At 69.9% G+C, this 15,880-nt stretch carries 20 protein-coding genes; 11 read left to right on the top strand and 9 right to left on the bottom strand.

All coding sequences use genetic code 11. The annotated features are described in order from the left end of the window. The first annotated feature begins 55 nt into the window (after positions 1–55). Positions 56–1,780, top strand: a complete 1,725-nt coding sequence (locus JNUCC0626_RS20315; RefSeq protein ID WP_394621352.1) for an L-aspartate oxidase — start codon at positions 56–58, stop codon at positions 1,778–1,780. Between the two features lie 39 nt (positions 1,781–1,819). On the opposite strand, the gene JNUCC0626_RS20310 is transcribed toward JNUCC0626_RS20315, so the two are convergent. The 4 genes from JNUCC0626_RS20310 to JNUCC0626_RS20295 form a co-directional block, all read right to left on the bottom strand. Then, the gene (locus tag JNUCC0626_RS20310; protein ID WP_394621351.1) at positions 1,820–2,152 is read right to left on the bottom strand and encodes a LuxR family transcriptional regulator; all 333 of its coding nucleotides are present in this window, start codon (positions 2,150–2,152) and stop codon (positions 1,820–1,822) included. Next, positions 2,149–2,586, bottom strand: coding sequence for a cupin domain-containing protein (locus JNUCC0626_RS20305; RefSeq protein ID WP_394621350.1), 438 nt, complete (start codon positions 2,584–2,586; stop codon positions 2,149–2,151). The genes JNUCC0626_RS20310 and JNUCC0626_RS20305 overlap by 4 nt, the downstream gene beginning before the upstream one ends. Before the next feature lie 71 nt (positions 2,587–2,657). Next, a complete protein-coding gene (locus JNUCC0626_RS20300) occupies positions 2,658–3,710 on the bottom strand; it encodes a CU044_5270 family protein (protein WP_394621349.1) in 1,053 nt (350 codons plus the stop codon). Continuing rightward, on the bottom strand, positions 3,703–4,239 hold the full coding sequence (locus JNUCC0626_RS20295; RefSeq protein WP_394621348.1) for an RNA polymerase sigma factor: 537 nt from the start codon (positions 4,237–4,239) through the stop codon (positions 3,703–3,705). The genes JNUCC0626_RS20300 and JNUCC0626_RS20295 overlap by 8 nt, the downstream gene beginning before the upstream one ends. Before the next feature lie 239 nt (positions 4,240–4,478). On the opposite strand from JNUCC0626_RS20295, the gene JNUCC0626_RS20290 reads away from it, so the two are divergent. Further along, positions 4,479–5,765 carry a glycosyltransferase 87 family protein gene (locus tag JNUCC0626_RS20290; protein ID WP_394622068.1) on the top strand — a complete coding sequence of 429 codons (1,287 nt, stop codon included), beginning with the start codon at positions 4,479–4,481 and terminating at the stop codon, positions 5,763–5,765. Here JNUCC0626_RS20290 and JNUCC0626_RS20285 read toward each other — a convergent pair. Beyond that, positions 5,710–6,294: a DUF4360 domain-containing protein gene (locus JNUCC0626_RS20285; protein WP_394621347.1), complete on the bottom strand. Its 585-nt coding sequence runs from the start codon at positions 6,292–6,294 to the stop codon at positions 5,710–5,712. The two genes, JNUCC0626_RS20290 and JNUCC0626_RS20285, sit on opposite strands and share 56 nt — an antisense overlap. 112 nt (positions 6,295–6,406) lie before the next feature. Beyond that, the gene (locus JNUCC0626_RS20280; RefSeq protein WP_394621346.1) at positions 6,407–7,231 is read right to left on the bottom strand and encodes a class II glutamine amidotransferase; all 825 of its coding nucleotides are present in this window, start codon (positions 7,229–7,231) and stop codon (positions 6,407–6,409) included. A 99-nt stretch (positions 7,232–7,330) separates the two neighbouring features. Here JNUCC0626_RS20280 and JNUCC0626_RS20275 point away from each other — a divergent pair, with 99 nt between their 5' ends. Continuing rightward, on the top strand, positions 7,331–7,810 hold the full coding sequence (locus JNUCC0626_RS20275; protein ID WP_394621345.1) for a hypothetical protein: 480 nt from the start codon (positions 7,331–7,333) through the stop codon (positions 7,808–7,810). 121 nt (positions 7,811–7,931) lie between these two features. On the opposite strand, the gene JNUCC0626_RS20270 is transcribed toward JNUCC0626_RS20275, so the two are convergent. Continuing rightward, positions 7,932–8,420 carry a GlcG/HbpS family heme-binding protein gene (locus JNUCC0626_RS20270; protein WP_394621344.1) on the bottom strand — a complete coding sequence of 163 codons (489 nt, stop codon included), beginning with the start codon at positions 8,418–8,420 and terminating at the stop codon, positions 7,932–7,934. A 112-nt stretch (positions 8,421–8,532) separates the two neighbouring features. Here JNUCC0626_RS20270 and JNUCC0626_RS20265 point away from each other — a divergent pair, with 112 nt between their 5' ends. Both JNUCC0626_RS20265 and JNUCC0626_RS20260 read left to right on the top strand, forming a co-directional pair. Next, a complete protein-coding gene (locus JNUCC0626_RS20265; protein WP_394621343.1) occupies positions 8,533–9,495 on the top strand; it encodes a sensor histidine kinase in 963 nt (320 codons plus the stop codon). Continuing rightward, a complete protein-coding gene (locus tag JNUCC0626_RS20260; RefSeq protein ID WP_394621342.1) occupies positions 9,492–10,097 on the top strand; it encodes a response regulator in 606 nt (201 codons plus the stop codon). Before JNUCC0626_RS20265 ends, JNUCC0626_RS20260 begins: the two co-directional genes overlap by 4 nt. Before the next feature lie 58 nt (positions 10,098–10,155). On the opposite strand, the gene JNUCC0626_RS20255 is transcribed toward JNUCC0626_RS20260, so the two are convergent. Together JNUCC0626_RS20255 and JNUCC0626_RS20250 are read right to left on the bottom strand one after the other, a co-directional pair. Further along, a complete protein-coding gene (locus tag JNUCC0626_RS20255) occupies positions 10,156–10,719 on the bottom strand; it encodes an ester cyclase (RefSeq protein ID WP_394621341.1) in 564 nt (187 codons plus the stop codon). Positions 10,720–10,729: 10 nt separating this feature from the next. After that, on the bottom strand, positions 10,730–11,779 hold the full coding sequence (locus tag JNUCC0626_RS20250) for a hypothetical protein (RefSeq protein WP_394621340.1): 1,050 nt from the start codon (positions 11,777–11,779) through the stop codon (positions 10,730–10,732). Positions 11,780–11,853: 74 nt separating this feature from the next. Between JNUCC0626_RS20250 and JNUCC0626_RS20245 the strand changes: the two genes are divergently transcribed. The 6 genes from JNUCC0626_RS20245 (at position 11,854) to JNUCC0626_RS20220 (ending at position 15,875) form a co-directional block, all read left to right on the top strand. Further along, positions 11,854–12,513, top strand: a complete 660-nt coding sequence (locus JNUCC0626_RS20245) for a TetR/AcrR family transcriptional regulator (RefSeq protein ID WP_394621339.1) — start codon at positions 11,854–11,856, stop codon at positions 12,511–12,513. Positions 12,514–12,539: 26 nt separating this feature from the next. Beyond that, the gene (locus JNUCC0626_RS20240; protein WP_394621338.1) at positions 12,540–13,370 is read left to right on the top strand and encodes a phosphatase PAP2 family protein; all 831 of its coding nucleotides are present in this window, start codon (positions 12,540–12,542) and stop codon (positions 13,368–13,370) included. Between the two features lie 86 nt (positions 13,371–13,456). Continuing rightward, complete coding sequence (bla, locus tag JNUCC0626_RS20235) at positions 13,457–14,317, top strand: class A beta-lactamase (RefSeq protein WP_394621337.1); 861 nt, start codon at positions 13,457–13,459, stop codon at positions 14,315–14,317. A gap of 333 nt (positions 14,318–14,650) precedes the next feature. Continuing rightward, positions 14,651–15,379, top strand: a complete 729-nt coding sequence (locus tag JNUCC0626_RS20230) for a hypothetical protein (protein ID WP_394621336.1) — start codon at positions 14,651–14,653, stop codon at positions 15,377–15,379. Next, positions 15,376–15,645 (top strand): hypothetical protein, encoded by a 270-nt coding sequence (locus tag JNUCC0626_RS20225; RefSeq protein WP_394621335.1) that lies wholly within the window; start codon positions 15,376–15,378, stop codon positions 15,643–15,645. The genes JNUCC0626_RS20230 and JNUCC0626_RS20225 overlap by 4 nt, the downstream gene beginning before the upstream one ends. After that, on the top strand, positions 15,642–15,875 hold the full coding sequence (locus tag JNUCC0626_RS20220) for a hypothetical protein (protein ID WP_394621334.1): 234 nt from the start codon (positions 15,642–15,644) through the stop codon (positions 15,873–15,875). Before JNUCC0626_RS20225 ends, JNUCC0626_RS20220 begins: the two co-directional genes overlap by 4 nt. Positions 15,876–15,880 lie beyond the last annotated feature (5 nt).

The following is a 15,880-nucleotide window of genomic DNA, read 5'->3' as shown; positions in this document are numbered from 1 at the left end:
AGCTCCGACGCTGCCCGGTCCTATTTATTGGAAGACACGGGCAACGGAGGCCGCGATGACGGAACACCAGGTAGCCACATCGGTTTTGGTGATCGGCACGGGAGGCGCGGGGTTGCGCGCCGCCATCGAACTCGCCGAACGAGGCGTCGACGTGACGGTCCTCGGCAAGCGTCCCAAGTCGGACGCGCACACCGCTCTCGCCGCGGGCGGCATCAACGCGGCACTCGCCACGATGGACCCCGCCGACACCTGGCAACAGCACGCGGCCGACACCATCAAGGAGAGCTATCTCCTCGCCAACCCCGAGATCGTGCGGACCGTGGCGGAGCAGGCGCCGCGCGGGATCGCCGACCTGGAGCGCTACGGCATGCCGTTCGCCCGCGAGGACGACGGCCGCATCTCGCAACGGTTCTTCGGCGCGCACACGTTCCGCCGCACGTCGTTCGCGGGCGACTACACGGGCCTGGAGATCCAGCGCACCCTGGTCAACCGCGCCGCGCAGCTCGACATCCCGATCCTCGACTCCTGCTACGTCACGCGGATCCTGGTGCAGGACAACGTGGTGTTCGGCGCGTACGGGTTCGACCTCAACACCGGCAAGCGCTACCTCTTCCACGCCGACGCGGTGATCCTCGCCGCCGGCGGACACACCCGCATCTGGCGCCGCACGTCGAGCCGCCGCGACGAGAACACCGGCGACTCGTTCCGGCTCGCGGTGCTCGCGGGCGGCAGGATCCGCGACCCCGAACTCGTCCAGTTCCACCCGTCCGGCCTGCTCGAACCGGAGAACGCGGCGGGCACGCTCGTCTCCGAGGCCGCGCGCGGTGAGGGCGGCGTCCTCACCAACGCCGCCGGCGAACGCTTCATGGCCCGCTACGACCCACAACGCATGGAACTGTCCACCCGGGACAGGGTCGCGCTCGCCGCGTACACCGAGATCAAGGAAGGCCGCGGCACCCCGAACGGCGGCGTGTGGCTCGACGTCTCGCACCTGCCGCGCGAGCAGATCATGCAGCGCCTGCCCAGGGTCTACCAGACCCTGCTGGAGCTCCAGATGAAGGACATCACCCGGGAACCGATGGAGATCGCGCCCACCGCGCACTACTCGATGGGCGGCGTCTGGGTCGCACCGGAGGACCACTCCACCGGCGTCGAGGGCCTCTACGCGATCGGCGAGGCGTCCAGCGGCCTGCACGGCGCCAACCGTCTCGGTGGCAACTCGCTCATCGAACTCCTCGTCTACGGCCGGATCGTCGGCGAGTCGGCGGCCGAGTACTCCGCCGGCCTGACCGCACAACGTCGTTCGCAGGCCGCCATCGCCGAGGCCAGGTCCGAAGTGGACGGACTGCTCGCCGCCGACGGCCAGGAGAACGTCCGCGCCCTGCAACGGGCCCTGCGCAACACGATGACCGAGCACGCGGGTGTCGTCCGCGACGAAGCGGGGCTGCGCAAGGGACTCGCCGAACTCGACGACCTGGAAGCCCGCATCGCCGACATCGGCGTGCACCCCGACCTGGCGGGGTACCAGGACCTCGCGCACGCCTTCGACCTGCTGTCGTCGGCGCTGTCCGCCCGCGCCACCCTGGAGTGCGCCCTCGAACGCCGCGAGACACGCGGCTGCCACAACAGGTCGGACTACCCGGACATGGACCCGGCGCAGCAGGTCAACCTCGTCTGGGCCGGTCCCGGCCAGGTCGAGCGCGAGGAGATTCCCCCGGTGCCGCAGGAGATCGCGGCCCTGATGCGGGAGGTGGACACGGCGGGCAAGCTGGTGGAGTGACGGACGCAGGGGCGGGGATCACCCCGCCCCTCCTCCTGCTCACGGCAGCCGCAACGCCGTGGTGAACAGGAACGCGCTGTCCTCCAGCGCCTCCACCCGATGCCGCCGGTCGGGCAACGTCAGCAGGTCGCCGGGTGCCGCCTCCCACGAGTCGGCGCCCGCCACCAGCCGCACCCGGCCCAGCAGCACCTGCACGGTCACCTCACCGGGATGCTCGTGCTCGTGCAGGTGCTCGCCGCCCCGCAACGCCATCACGGTCTGCCGCAACGCCCGCTCGTGTCCACCGTGGACGGTCGAGGCGCTGCGCCCGCTCGACGCCGCACGAGCCCGTTCGACCTGACCGCGCGCCAACTCGGTCAACGACGCCTTCACGGCCGTGGCGCCCTGAGGTGCTTGCGCGCCTCCAGTTCGTCCGCCTCCACGACCGTCAGCATCGGCTGACCGGGCGCGCAGAACATCGTGACGACGAACTGGGACTCCTCGTCCTTCAGGGCGTTTCCGTCCTGGTAGTGGATGACGTCACCACCCGGCTCCCAGAACGTCCCGCCCGCGCGCACGACCCGTTCCGGCTCGCCCTCCAGTTCGAAGACGATCGCGCCCTTCACCACGTATCCGTACGCGGGCCCGGAATGCCGGTGCGGTGGCGCACCGGGGCTGGCCGGCGGCAGGGTCACGAGAATCGTCATCGCCTCGGCACCGTCGGGGATCTGCGGCGCGCCCGGGACGGTGCCGATCACCTCGATGGCGGGCGGCGGACCGCTCTTGTCGGGGTTGTCCAGGTGGTGGTCGTGGTGTTCGTGGCTCATGCCAAGGAAGACCGGACAGCCCGCCGCGTTGTGACAGGAGACCCCGAATCCCCTGTCACAACGCGCCGGGTTCAGGAGGCGAGTCCCATCCCCGCCACGACCTTGGTCGTCACCGACGTCGTGCCGATGACCTGGCCCTGCTTCAGGCCCCACGCGTCCTTCGCCAGCACCGTGCGCGACCCGAGGTACTCGCCGGTCGTCTGGTCGATCACGATCTGCTCGGTCGTCTCCTTCTCGGTGACGCCCAGCGCGGTGCCCGTCCGGCCGTCGAGCACGGCCGCCTTCTCGACGATCTCCAGCCCCGGCAGGTAGCTCAGCGCCTGGTAGACCGCGGCCCGCACGTGCGCGGGGTACGCGCCGGTGTCGAGGCCGTCGTTGACCATCTGCAGGAAGACCAGGCCCTCGTTGCCCTGCGCCTCGTCGCGGAGCTTGAGGTACAGCTCCTTCGGGTCGGCCGGCAGCGTGGTGAGGTACTCGGGCGACGGGTCGCGAAAGCTGACCTTCACCTTGTCGCGCAACGCCGGGCCGCCGTCGGAGCGGTACTCGCTCGCCCCGTCGAACGGCGTCTTCAGGTCCGGCGGGAGGTCGCTCTCGGACCCGATGAGCCACTGGCGGCCGCTCGCCTGCTCGCGCTTGTAGAGCCACGGGCCGTTGCGGTCGGCCGGGATCCACGTCTGGAGCTTCTGGTCCTGCAGGAACATCCAGTCGTGCTCGTACTCGGTCATCGACCAGCGCGCGTCCTGCTGCACGAGCAGGTACTGGTCCGGCCGCAGCTTCGCGTCACCGGTGAGGTTCGCCGCCTTGTTCAGCAGGTCGGCCGCCGCCGCGCTGCCCACGCTCGGGCCGTTCACCCGTGACACCAGCGAGGGCGCGAGCAGGGCGGCGCCCGCGAGCACCACCATCGCGGCGGCCGCGGCCACCACGGGGATGCGCCGCCTGCGTCGCGGCGCCAGCGGCACGACGTTGCCGGACACCAGTTCGGAACCCGGATCGGCCGCCGTGTCCTCGTCGATCCGGGCGAGCAGGGCGGCCCGGCCCCGGTCGAACGCCTCGTCGCTCATCGGGGCGACGTCCGACATCGCCCACTTCACGGTCTCGTCCTCGACCTGACGGATCTCACGCATCGTCGTCACCCTCCTGTCCGTTGATCTTCGCCCGCAGCTTGGCCCGCGCCCGGAACAGCCTGGTCCGCACGGTCGCGACCGGCGTCTCGGTCACCTCGGCGACCTCGGCCGCGCTCAGGTCGCCCCACGCGATCATCAGCAGCACGTCGCGTTCCTCGGGCCGCAGGTCGGCGAGCACCTCGCCCAGGTCGCTCATCAGCGACTTCGCGTCCACGACCGACGCCGTGCGGTCGTCGACGTGATCGGCCACCGTCCGCCTCCCGTGATCGCGCGCCCAGGCCCGCAGCCGCCTGCCCTCGGAACGCACGTGCTGGCGCAGCAGGTTCGTCCCGATCCCGAACAACCACGCCTTCACGCTCGCGCGGGCCGGGTCGAAGCTCTGACGGCGTTCCCAGGCGATGAGGAACGTCTCGGACACCAGATCGTCCGCGATCGCGACGTCCATCCGCAGCGCCAGGTAGCGGTGCAGATCGCGGGCGTGCCGGTCGTACAACTCGACCCAGGCGTCCCGGTCCAGAGGCTTCGTCACCCCCGGCCCTCCTGTTCGCGCCGGCGGCGCTGTCTCGGTGCTCACGGAAACTATTGGTCGATCGGCGCGAAAGCATTCCCGGTCTGAAGGTGTGACCTGTTCCACAGTGCCACGGTCGCGCGCGTTCGGCTCCTCGCGCGCGATTGGCCGTTTCCGCCGGGCGCGTTCCCATGAGGACGGTCACATCCGTTGGGGGAAACGGAGATGCGGGTACCGGCCAACAACTTCCCGTGAACGAGATGCAGCTGCTGGGCCGGGCCGCCGGCGAGATCCCGCCGATGTCCGACGACGCCTTCGAGGCCGGCCGGAAGAGACTTCTCGTCCGGCACCGCTGGACCACCGCGCGCAAGGTCGTCCGCGCGATCTGGATCGTGGTGCTGCTCGTGCTGCCGATCAAGATGGCCGCGATGGGCGCGTACTACCTGGACCTGCAGGTGTACCGCACCGGCGGTTTCGCCTGGTTGCAGGACGTCCCGCTCTACGTCGGCTTCCCGGGCCCCCTGGACGGCCCGAACCTGCCCTTCACCTACCCGCCGATCGCCGCCGTGCTGTTCAGCGGGCTCACGTTCGTGCCGGTGCCGGTGGCGAACGCGCTGGTGGTGGCCCTGAACTTCGTCTGCCTGACGGGCGTGAGCGTGCTCGTCACCAAGACGCTGAGCAGGCGCGCGGACGTGGCGTGGACGGTCGGTCCGGTCGTCGCGATCCTCGGCGTGTCACTGGAACCCGTGATCTCGACGTTCCTCTTCGGACAGATCAACCTCGTGCTGATGGCGATCGTCGTGATCGACGCCCTGGCCGTGCGCGACCCGAGGTTCCGCGGCCTGCTGATCGGCGTGGCCGCCGCGATCAAGCTGACCCCGTTGATCTTCCTGCTCTACTTCCTGGTGCGGAAGGAGTGGCGGGCCGCGGCGATGTCGCTGGTGGGCTTCGCGGGCATGGCGGTGCTCGGGTTCCTGTTCGCCGCGAAGGACTCCGCCGAGTTCTGGTTCAACGCGATCTTCGACACGAGCCGCGCCGGTGGTCTCGCCTACGCGACCAACCAGTCGTTGCGCGGGTTCCTGCACCGGATCAACCCCGGCGAGCACGCCGAGTCGTTGATCTGGACGGGTCTGTCGATCATCGTCGTGACGCTCGCGGTCGTCGCCGCCTACCGAGCCCGGAACGAGGTCGTCGCGCTCACCGCGATCGCGACGGCCGGGCTGCTGGTCTCGCCGGTCTCGTGGTCGCACCACTGGGTCTGGTGCGTGCCCGCGTTCCTCGCGCTGGCGTTCACCCGCCGCACCTGGGCCCGGCCGGTGCTCGGCGTGCTGCTGGTGATCTTCCTGGTGCACCCGTTCGGCTGGCTGCCGAGCACGGGGGACAAGGAGATGCTCTGGAGCTGGCAGGAGCACGTCTACGGCGACGCCTACACGTGGGTCGCGCTGGCCGGACTGGTGGCGGCCGCTGTGGCCGCCACCAGGACGCTGACGCTCAGCAGCGCTTCACGCGCACCGCGCCCCGGCTCGACTCCACGATCGCGAAGTTGAGCCGGTCGGGGTCCGCCGAGCCGAGCGCGACGCGGACCTCGGCGTTGATGTTGATGTTGCGCCGTTCCCCGCACGGCACCCACTGGACGTCCGTCGAGTTCGGCCGGTAGTGGGTCTGCCAGGCGTCGCTGAACGGCCCGGTGAACGGCTGGCTGACCGTCGCCGTCGGCGTCGTCCCCTGCACGTAGGTGCTGACGCGACTCAACCCGGTCGCTCCCGTTTGCAAGTGGGTGTAACCGTTGTAAGAGGTTCTAACCAACGCGAAGGTGTATCCGTCCGGGACGTTCACGCGCAGGCTGACCTGGCAGTTCTTGCGCTGGTCGACCGGCGACGAGCCGTTGCCCGCCCTGGCCAGGAACTCGTGGTAGCCGATCGTGAAGGTGCGGTCGTCGGTCTTGACGTCGGCGTCGCCCGCCGCGCACCCCGATCCGTTGACCGTGACGACCTCCAGGACGGGCGCCGGGGCCGTCTGGTCCGCCGGGCTGAGCGCCGAGAGGGCGATGAGTGCTGCCGCTGCCGTGGTGAGCATGAGGAACCTCTCCGAGGGGTCCGTGGCGGCGGCAGCACCAGACGCTATGCCGGATCGGGGTGCGTCGGCTGACGGTTGCCTGACGATTCCCGGTCCGACTCACGGCTCAGGCTCACGGCTTGAACGGGACGAGCTCCTCCTCGACGCCCGTCCGGACGATCACACACGTCGACTCGGGCACCTCCTGCCAGGCCCCGACCAGGTCGCCGAGCGGTTCCGACACGACGAGGCGCGAGTCGTCGGTGAGGTCGTGCAGCGCCGGGTTGTCCGGGTACTGGCGGCGCAACGTCGTCACGTCGGTGCTGTGGAAGAGCGACCGCGACTTGCCGCGGCTCGAGTACCGGAACGCCCACGTCGTCGAACCGTCGGTGACCGCGACCGTCATCTGGATCGGGTACTCGACGCCCGCGCGCCGCCCGACGTCCTCGACGAACTCGACCATGCGCCCCACCGCGGCGGGCGGGTCCTGCTCCAGCCCGAAGCTGATCGCCAGGTAGAACATGATCTCCGAGTCCGTCGACCCCTCGACCAGCGGGAACAGCACCGGGTCGATCGCCAGCATGAGTTCGCGTCGCACCAGCGGGAACTTCGCGATCAGGCCGTTGTGCATCCAGAGCCAGTTCTGGTGGCGGAACGGGTGGCAGTTCGACCGCTGCACCGCGCCGCCCGTGGACGCCCGCACGTGCGCGAAGACGCGGTCGACGGTGATCTGCGCGGACAGCTCCCGCAGGTTGCGGTCGTTCCACGCGGGCTCGGTGCTGAGGAACAGTCCCGGCGTGCTCGTGCTGCCGTACCAGCCGATGCCGAACCCGTCACCGTTGACGGCCGTCGCGCCCAGCCGCGCGTGCTTCGACTGCATGACGAGCGAGTTCTCCGGCGCGTAGAGCAACTCCTCCAGCAACACCGGCGAACCGGAGTAAGCGAGCCACCGGCACATCACGAACCTCCTCGAAAACCCCAGCGCTACATGGGAACACGTAGCAGACCGGAATGGGAGGTTTGCGGCGACGCGCCTTCCTCGGGCAGCATGGCGGGGGTGACGGTCCCTCCCGGCTTACGGCAGCCGCCCTACGAACCGCCGCGCGCGAACTTCGAGACCATCGAGGTCTACGCGCCGGTCACGCAGGTGGCGCCCCCGGTGGAGCCTGCCGCACAACCCGCCGCGCAGCCCGAGGACCGCTCGGACATCGCCGTCATCGGCCCGATCGCCGCCCTGGTCCTGGCCCTGACGATCTCCACGCTGATCCTCGAGCACCCGGCCGCCCGCGCCGTCGCCGCGGGCCTCGCGACCGTCGGCCTGCTCCTCGCCGTCGCGTTGATGCTGATGGGCAAGAAGCCGAAGCCCGGCCGGCACGTGGCCCGGCACGCGATCGCGCCCGTCGATCCCGAACAGACCGTGCGGATCAATCAGGGGCGGCCCGAACCGGGACGGCCCGAACCGGCGCGGCCCAATCAGGGATGGCAGGAACCGGGGCGGCCCAACCCGGGCTGGGGCACCACCGACCGGCGCCGATGACCGGGGGCCGGCACCCCCGGCCACACTGTTCGTCCCGTTCTCGGGTGGCAATCGGGCGTGGCTGACCTGCGCGTCCGTTCCCTCGCGTGGACGGCCTCCAAGCCACCCGTGGCAGCACCACTCACCGCAGGGTGGCGAGACCGGCCTTCGCGAACTTCTCGTCCAGGTCGCCGCTGGGCGCGCCGCCGACGCCGATGCCCGCGACGGACGTGCCGTCGACCGCCACCGGCACGCCGCCCGCCAGGAACAACGTGCCGGGGATGTCCCGCAGCGTCGCGCCCTGGCCGGTGACGCGACCGGCCAGTTCCGAGGTCGGGGCGTTGAACGACACGGCCGTGAACGCCTTGCGCCGCGCGGACTCCTCGGTCTGCGGGCCCGCGCCGTCCCCGGCGAGCAGCACCACGAGGTCGCCGCTGCGGTCGACGACGGCGACCGTGACGCGCTGGTTCTCCTTCTCGGCGGCGTCGAGGGTGGCCTGCGCCGCCTTGATCGCCGCGTCGATGGTCAGCACCTTCTCCGCGCGGGTGGGGGTGCGCTGGTCGGCCGCCGCGTAGCCGCCGCCGACGCTGAGCACGACCAGGGTGGCGATTGCGATCTTCTTGATGTCCATGGCCACCACGGTTCCGCGTTTCCGCGCCCGTTCCCTGGTGGTGACGGTTGAACCTCGGTTCAACCCATCGGTTGACCCGCCGCCCGGCACTCCTCGCCTACAGTCGCTCGACGTGTGGCTGCACAGGGCGATGCACGCGGGTTTCTACGTGCTGTTGACGGCGTCGGCGGCGCGGTACGTCGCGTACCACGGCGCCGACCTCGTGGTGCTCGGCCTGGCCCTGGCCCTCGGCGCCGCGTACCCCGCCGGCGTCCGCTGGACCAGCGCCCTGCCCGCCGTGCTGGCCGTCTGGCTGGTGCTCGTGTGGCTCGCGCCGAGCTTCGGCTGGTGCGCCATCCCGCTCTTCTTCCAATGCCTGCGCCAACTCAAACCCCGCGTGGCACTGCCGATCGCGGCCCTCCTGACGTTCGCCGTGGTCCTCGCCCAGATCAGACTCGCGGCGACGTTCGACTGGTCCCTCGTCCTCGGCCCGGTGGGCGTGGCGGTGCTGACCGCGGCGGTGTTCTTCGACCGCGCCCGCCTCCTGCACGAGGCAGGAGTCCTGGAGGAACGCCAACGCCTGGCCCGCGAGATCCACGACACCCTCGCCCAGGGCTTCTCCAGCATCAACCTGTTGCTGTCACTGGGAGAAACCGACCGAGCGGCGTCCGTCGCCCGCGAGAACCTGGCCGAGGCCCGCCGCTTCGTCCGCGACCTCTCACCCATCCGAGGCACCCTCTTGGACGCCCTCCACCGTCTCTGCCCGCACGTCGAGGTGGACGGTGACCCGTACCCGTTGAACGTGCAGACCGAGGTGGCCCTCCTGCGCGTCGCCCAGGGCGCCGTGGCCAACGCCGCCGAACACGCTCATGCCTCCCACGTCGCGATCACGTTGTCCTACCTGGGAGACGCGGTGACACTGGACGTCGTGGACAACGGCCAAGGCTTCGACCCGACCACCACCCGCACGCGCGAAGGCCGCGGCTACGGCCTGGCCTCGATCCGGGGCCGCATCACCGAACTGGGCGGCACCGTGTCCGTCGAGAGCGCGCCGGGGGAGGGAACCGCCGTGGCCGTGACGGTGCCGACGCCATGAGGGTCCTGGTGGTGGACGACCACCCGGTCGTCAGGTTCGGCCTGGTGGGCCTGCTGTCCCGCGACTTCGAGGTGATCGAGGCCGCCACCGGCGAGCAGGCGGCCGAGCTCGCGTCCACAGTGGACGTCGTCCTGATGGATCTCCAACTGGGCAAGGGAATCGACGGCGTGGAAGCCACCCGCCGAATCCGCGCCCTGCCCGAACCCCCACAGGTCGTCGTCCTCACCACCTACGACTCGGACGCCGACATCGTCCGCGCCGTGGAAGCGGGCGCCATCGGCTACCTGCTGAAGGACTGCGCGCCCGGGGAACTCGCCAAGGCCGTCCGCACGGCGTCGACGGGCCAGACCGTGCTGTCCCCGGACATCGCGCAACGCCTGCTGCGCCAGGTCCGCGGCCCCGCCCCGAAGCTCAGCAAGCGCGAGGTGCAGATCCTCGAACACCTCGCCCGAGGCCTGTCGAACCGGGAGATCGCGAAGGCGTTGTTCATCAGCGAGGCCACCGTGAAGACGCACCTGGTGCGGATCTTCACCAAGCTGGGCGTGGAGACGCGCACGGCGGCCGTGACGACCGCCGTGGAACGCAAGCTGATCCGGCTCTAGGCACCGTCTCCGGCTCGCTCACCCGCGCCTGCCACCTGACGGACTTGCAGGACAGGGCCTAGTCGTCCAACGGCGGCGGGGTCGTCTTGGTCAGGCGCGCGTCCGGCTGGCTGCCCGACATCGCGAGCATCCCGCGCAACACCTGCAGCAGCTTGGCCAGCCCGCTCGGCTTCTTCCGGTCGATCCCGCCGATCACCTGCTTCAGCACCGACAGCTGGTCGAAGTAGATCCGCTCGGTCACGAGGTTCTCGTCGGCGTCGAAGATGAAGTACGCGTTCATCCGCGTGCGGTGCTTGCCGCCGGTGGCCGGGATCTTGCCCAGCGGGCCGAGGTGGGTGCCGAGGAGCCAGAACTCGACGATCACGGCGTCGACGCTGTGCCGGAACGAGATCAGCTCGTGGTGCTGGTCGGGGAACGCGACGCGGGTGTCGGTGTAGTACTGGCGCACCGCGTCGTCGCCGTCGTGGACGACCATCTGCGCGATGATCTCGTAGTGGGGGTGCGGGAACGTCGAGAGGGTGGCGTCCCAGTCGTGGGCCACCTCGTCGCGGAAGTGGTCCAGGACGAGCTTTTCGCGCGCTCGCAGGACTTCTTCGGACGGCAGGACGAAACGCGACGTCATCGGACGCTCCTCAGTGGACGATCTGGCCGTGGGTGAAGGTGGGGCGGGTGCCCGGGTTCGTCCAGGCGCCGGTGAGTTCGCTGGACGGGAAGAACTGGAGGAACCGCGGGTCGCGCGTGCTGCGGTCGGCGATGGTCTTCTCCAGCACGATCGAGTTGTACTGGTCGGCCGTGGTCTCGACGGTGTTGGCGTTCAGCACGACCTCCTGCTGCCAGCGCCGCGTCCACGAGGAGAGGCCCGGCAGGCGGGAGTGTTCCGGGGTCAGGGCTTCGGCGGCGATCACGTTCTCGCTGCTCACCCAGATACCGGTGGAGGTGTTGACGACGAGGCTCTGGTTGCCGAACACGTGGCCGGGCGTCTTGATCACGGCGACGCCGGGGCCGAGCACGACCGAGCCGTCGACCGGCAGGAACGCCTCCGGGGGCACGTCCGCGTAGGTCGAGGGCTGGTACCAGGGCTTCTGCAACGGGTGGAGGTCGGCCATGGCCATCAGCTCGTCGCGCTGCACGATCACCTTGGCGTTGGGGAACAACGCGGGCGTGCTCGACGTGCCGATCCACCGCCGCAGGTCCTGCGTGTGCAGGTGGTCGAACATCAGGTAGTCGACGTCCTCAGGAGCGATGCCGAGCGCGGCCAGGTGCTCGGGGACGGTGCCGTGGACCTTGACCATGCGGCGTTCGACGACGTCCGGGGTGCGGTCGGACAGGTCCTCGAAGTACGGCGTGTAGCGGCCGTGCTCGTGGTCGCTCGGCTCGAACAGCAGGATCTTGTCGTCCCAGCGGATCACCAGCATGCGGTTCGTGATCGACAGGAACGGCGCGATCGCCCGCGACGCCCGGAACAGGCCGAACCGCGTCGGGTACGGCAACGTCACCAGGTCGCGCGTCACGATGCCGGCGGGCGTGCCGGTCGTGGCGAACTCCCGGCGGAACGCGAGGCCGCGCTCTCGGGCCACCCGCAGCCGGGCGCCGGGTCCGCCCTCGACGTCCATCGCCGCGAGCGTGTCGATCTCGGTGCCGATCGTCGGCAGATCGGCAGCGGTTCCCCACGGGAAGCGCATCGTTCCTCCAATACCCACGGTGTGGGTTAAACCGTAAACCCACACCGTGGGCATCCGCAAGGCACAATGACCAGGTGACTGACACCCGGCGCGGCCGTCCGCGCACCCCGCTGCTGTCCCGCGAGACGATCGTCGCGGCGACGTTGCAGGTCATCGGCGACGAAGGGGTGGCGGCCGTCGGCATGCGGTCGGTCGCGCGGCTGCTCGGGGTGGACGCGAAGAGCCTCTACAACCACGTCGACGGCAAGGACGGGCTGCTCGACGCCGTCGCCGAACAGCTGCTGGGCGGCCTCGTGCTGCCGGCGCCGACCGGGGACGCGCGGCACGACCTGCACGCCATCGCGCACGCCTTCCGTGACCGAGCGCTTGCTCATCCGGGAGCCGCGCCGCTCGTGCTCACTCGGCAGTTGTCGTCGCTGGAGGGGCTTGCGCCGGTCGACGCGGTGCTGACCGTGCTGCTCGCGGCGGGGGCCGACGCCGAAGAGGCCGTGCACCTGCTGCGGATGCTGCTGGCCACGTTGATCGGCACGCTGCTGCGCGAGGTGTCCGCCGCGCCCACGTTCGGGGGAGACGACGGCGAACGCTTGGAGGCGCTCCAAGGCGCCGGGCTCACCGCGATCGCCACGGCCGCGCCGCACCTCGCCGAGTTCGACCGCGCGGCCGAGTTCGAGTACACGGTGGACCTCGCGATCACGGCCGTGCTGGCGCGGATTGATCTTCGGACTGCGCGCTGAGCCGAACGGCGGCAGACTCACCTGGCGTGAACCTCCGACGGTGGCCCGTGGTCGCGGCGTCCGGCTTCGTGTTCGCGGCGATCGTGTACGTCCTCGCCGTGTTGACGCGGGCCGGCCAGACCATCGAGAACGCGGCCCTGCGCGGCGCCGACCAGGACAACGTCGACGAGACCGACGCCGCCTGGCAGGCCCTCGGCCAGATCACGATCTACTCGCTGGCCGCCGCGGTGGTCGCCGTGGCGTTGATCGGCGTGCTCAGAAAGCGCTGGGACCTCACCATCGCGGCGGTCGGCGTGATCGTCGGCGGGCAACTGGTCGTGCAGGCGCTCAAGCGGTTCATCCTGCCGCGCCCGCACCTGGTCGAAGTCACCGGCGACTACGCGCACAACAGCCTCCCGAGTGGACACACGACGATCGCGATGACCGTGCTGTTCGCGGCGATCATCGTGGTGCCGTGGAAGTGGCGCGGCGTCATGCTGTTCTTCGTGCTGCCGTGGGCGACCGCGATCGGCCAGTACACGCTGACCGCGAAGTGGCACCGCCTGAGCGACACCCTCGCCGCCGACGGCATCGCACTGGCCATCGCAGCCCTGGCCGCGTGGTGGTTGCAGCGCAAGGGATCCCTGGAGCCGTACGCCGGCAAGCGCCGCATCGGACGCGTGGTGCTGGTGGTGTTCTGGTCGCTCGCGGCCGCCGCGACCCTGGCCCTCGGCGTGATCCTGTGGGCCTTCCCGCTGGCCCGCGAAGGCCTCAACGCCGACGAGTGGGTCATCTACCTCGGCGCCGGAATGCTCGCGTCGGCGGGCTCGCTGCTCGCCGCGCTCACCTACCTGGCGTGCTGGCGCCGGATCGGGTGACAACCAGTTGATCTCCCGCACGTCCTGTCAGATGGGAGAGGTTTCCGAGTGAGGGGGACAGGACGTTGAGCGTTAACCGACGTGCCGTGCTGACGTGGGGAGCGGGGGCGGCCCTGGCGGTGACGGTGCCCGCCACGGCGCAGGCCTCGACGGTCACCGGCAGACTGCGCGACCTGGAGAAGCAGCACAACGCGCGCCTCGGCGTGTTCGCGACCGACACCGGCACCGGCCGCACGGTCCTGCACCGAGCCGACGAACTCTTCCCGCTCTGCTCGACCTTCAAGACCATCGAGGCCGCCGCGATCCTCCGCAAGGACCGCGACGGAACGCTGCTGGGCAAGGTGATCACCTACACCCAGTCCGATGTGGACAAGTCGGGCTACGGCCCGATCACCGGCAAACCGGAGAACCTCGCCAACGGCATGACCGTCAAGGCCCTGTGCGAGGCGACCATCACCTACAGCGACAACTGCGCCGCCAACCTCCTGCTCAAGGAACTGGGCGGCCCCACCGCAATCAGCCGCTTCAGCCGCAGCATCGGCGACCCGGTCACCCGCCTGGACCGCTGGGAACCGGAACTCAACTCGGCGGAACCCGGCCGCATCACCGACACCACGTCCCCGCGCGCCATCGGCCAGAGCAACGCGCGGCTCACCCTCGGCCACGCCCTCAACTCGAACGACTCCGAGCAACTCACCAAATGGCTGCTGGCCAACACCACCGGTGGCAACCGCATCCGCGCGGGCCTGCCGTCCGCGTGGCGCTGGGGCGACAAGACCGGCACCGGCAGCTACGGCACCACCAACGACGTGGGCATCGCCTTCCCGCCGGGCCGCGCGCCGATCGTGATCGCGGTCCTCTCGACCCGCAAGGACGAGCCGACCGGAGCGGCCGACGAACCGCTGCTCGCCAAGACGGCAGAGCTGGTGGCGGCGACGTTCAGCTGACCGGAGCGGAGGCCGGGAGGGCGCGGGACGGAGGGCACGAGGCAGGGGGCACAGGAGCAGGGCAAGCTGGCGCTGGCGTCCTCTCGTGCGCGGGACGCCCCGCGACCCAAGACTCCCAACACTCTGGGGACTATTTCCCGCAGAGCATTCAAACCTGTCTTGACCTCGTCATTTCCTGCGACCTCTCTCTGCGGGGGCGAATGCGGGGTGTTTTGCACAGTTGCCCAATCGTTGCCTTGCTACGCTCCGCAGCCAGGCCGGTAACACGGCGTAGTCGCGCCCGATGACCTCAACGACCGGGGATTCGCCCCGGCGAACGAGAGGAATTGGGCAGTGTTCACGATCAAGGAGCTGGACTCAGAGGGAAGCCGGCAGGGCTTCCTCACCGACGAACCCACGGTCAAGGTCTGGTACCGGCACGTGCCGGACACCATCGGACTGTGGATGTGGATGGACCTCTCGGGCCAGTGGCACGAGGGCACCGAGGTGACTTGCCAGCGGACCCGCAACGGGTTGGGCGCTTACCACGGCATGCGGGCATGGGATCGAGACGGCAACGTCGGGTGGATCGACCTGTCGAAGTTCGCCGACGGCAAGGTGTTTCTGGTCGCGGACAACTACAACGTGCCCCTGGAGCGGGTGGTGAGCGACCTGGTCAACATCCACCCGATCATGAACGTGCCCGCCGATGGCGAGCGCGTTCGGTGCTCGAAGTGCGAACCCATCAATGGCACTGCTCCTCTACGGTTGATCAAGCGGACGTTGTTGGTAGGCGGGGTGAAGGTGCACGAGTTGGCGTGCTGGCACGACTTCACGTCCGATTCGCCGGTCCAGGTTGATCGGCATCGGTTCACGGCCGATGGTGAGCAAATCGTGGACGGGATGACCGCGTGGGACGGGCACGGGAACCGGGGAACGGTCGACCTCACCGACGACCGTGATGGCGGTTGGTTCTTCCTGAACCTGGAGAAGGGTGGTCGGTCGGTCGTTCACCCCTACTCGGTGTGGTTCCACTGCCCCACCGCGCCGCGGTCGGCGGACGTCGAGGAGGCGGCGCTGTGATTGATCTCGGGGTGATCATGGAGGCGCTCGAAGGGGCGTACGAGTCGGCGGTGGGCGTGATCGAGCGAACGGGCGATCGTGTCACCGGGGACCCGGTCCTGGTTGCGGACCCGGCCGACCCTACGACGTTCGTCCCGTGGTGGCCGACGTCGGCGGGCACCTGGGCGACGGTGACCGAGGATGGGGACCTGCTGGAGCTGGCCGCCCTGCTGCCCGCCGAACAGACGTTCCTGGACCGTCTGCGTGGCCTGGGGGTGGCGGCGTGACGCGGATCGACCTGGCGGACGTGTTGGACTCCGACGCCGTGGCCAAGGCGTATGACGCCGTCGAGGCGGAGCTGGGCTCTGGGGAGACGATCATCGGCGACCCGGCGTTCGTGCCCGACCTCGCGGGTGGTCACGTTGTGTGGTGGCCGACGTCGGCGGGCACCTGGGCCACGCTCACGCAGGACCGCGAACTGACGGAGAGTGAAGTGATCCCCCTGCCGACCCGGTAGCGGTC

The sequence above is a fragment of the Lentzea sp. JNUCC 0626 genome (genome assembly GCF_043632865.1).
Taxonomy (GTDB): Bacteria; Actinomycetota; Actinomycetes; order Mycobacteriales; family Pseudonocardiaceae; genus Lentzea.
The sequence above is the reverse complement of the archived record's forward strand: the minus strand, read 5'-3'. Positions and strand labels throughout refer to the sequence as shown.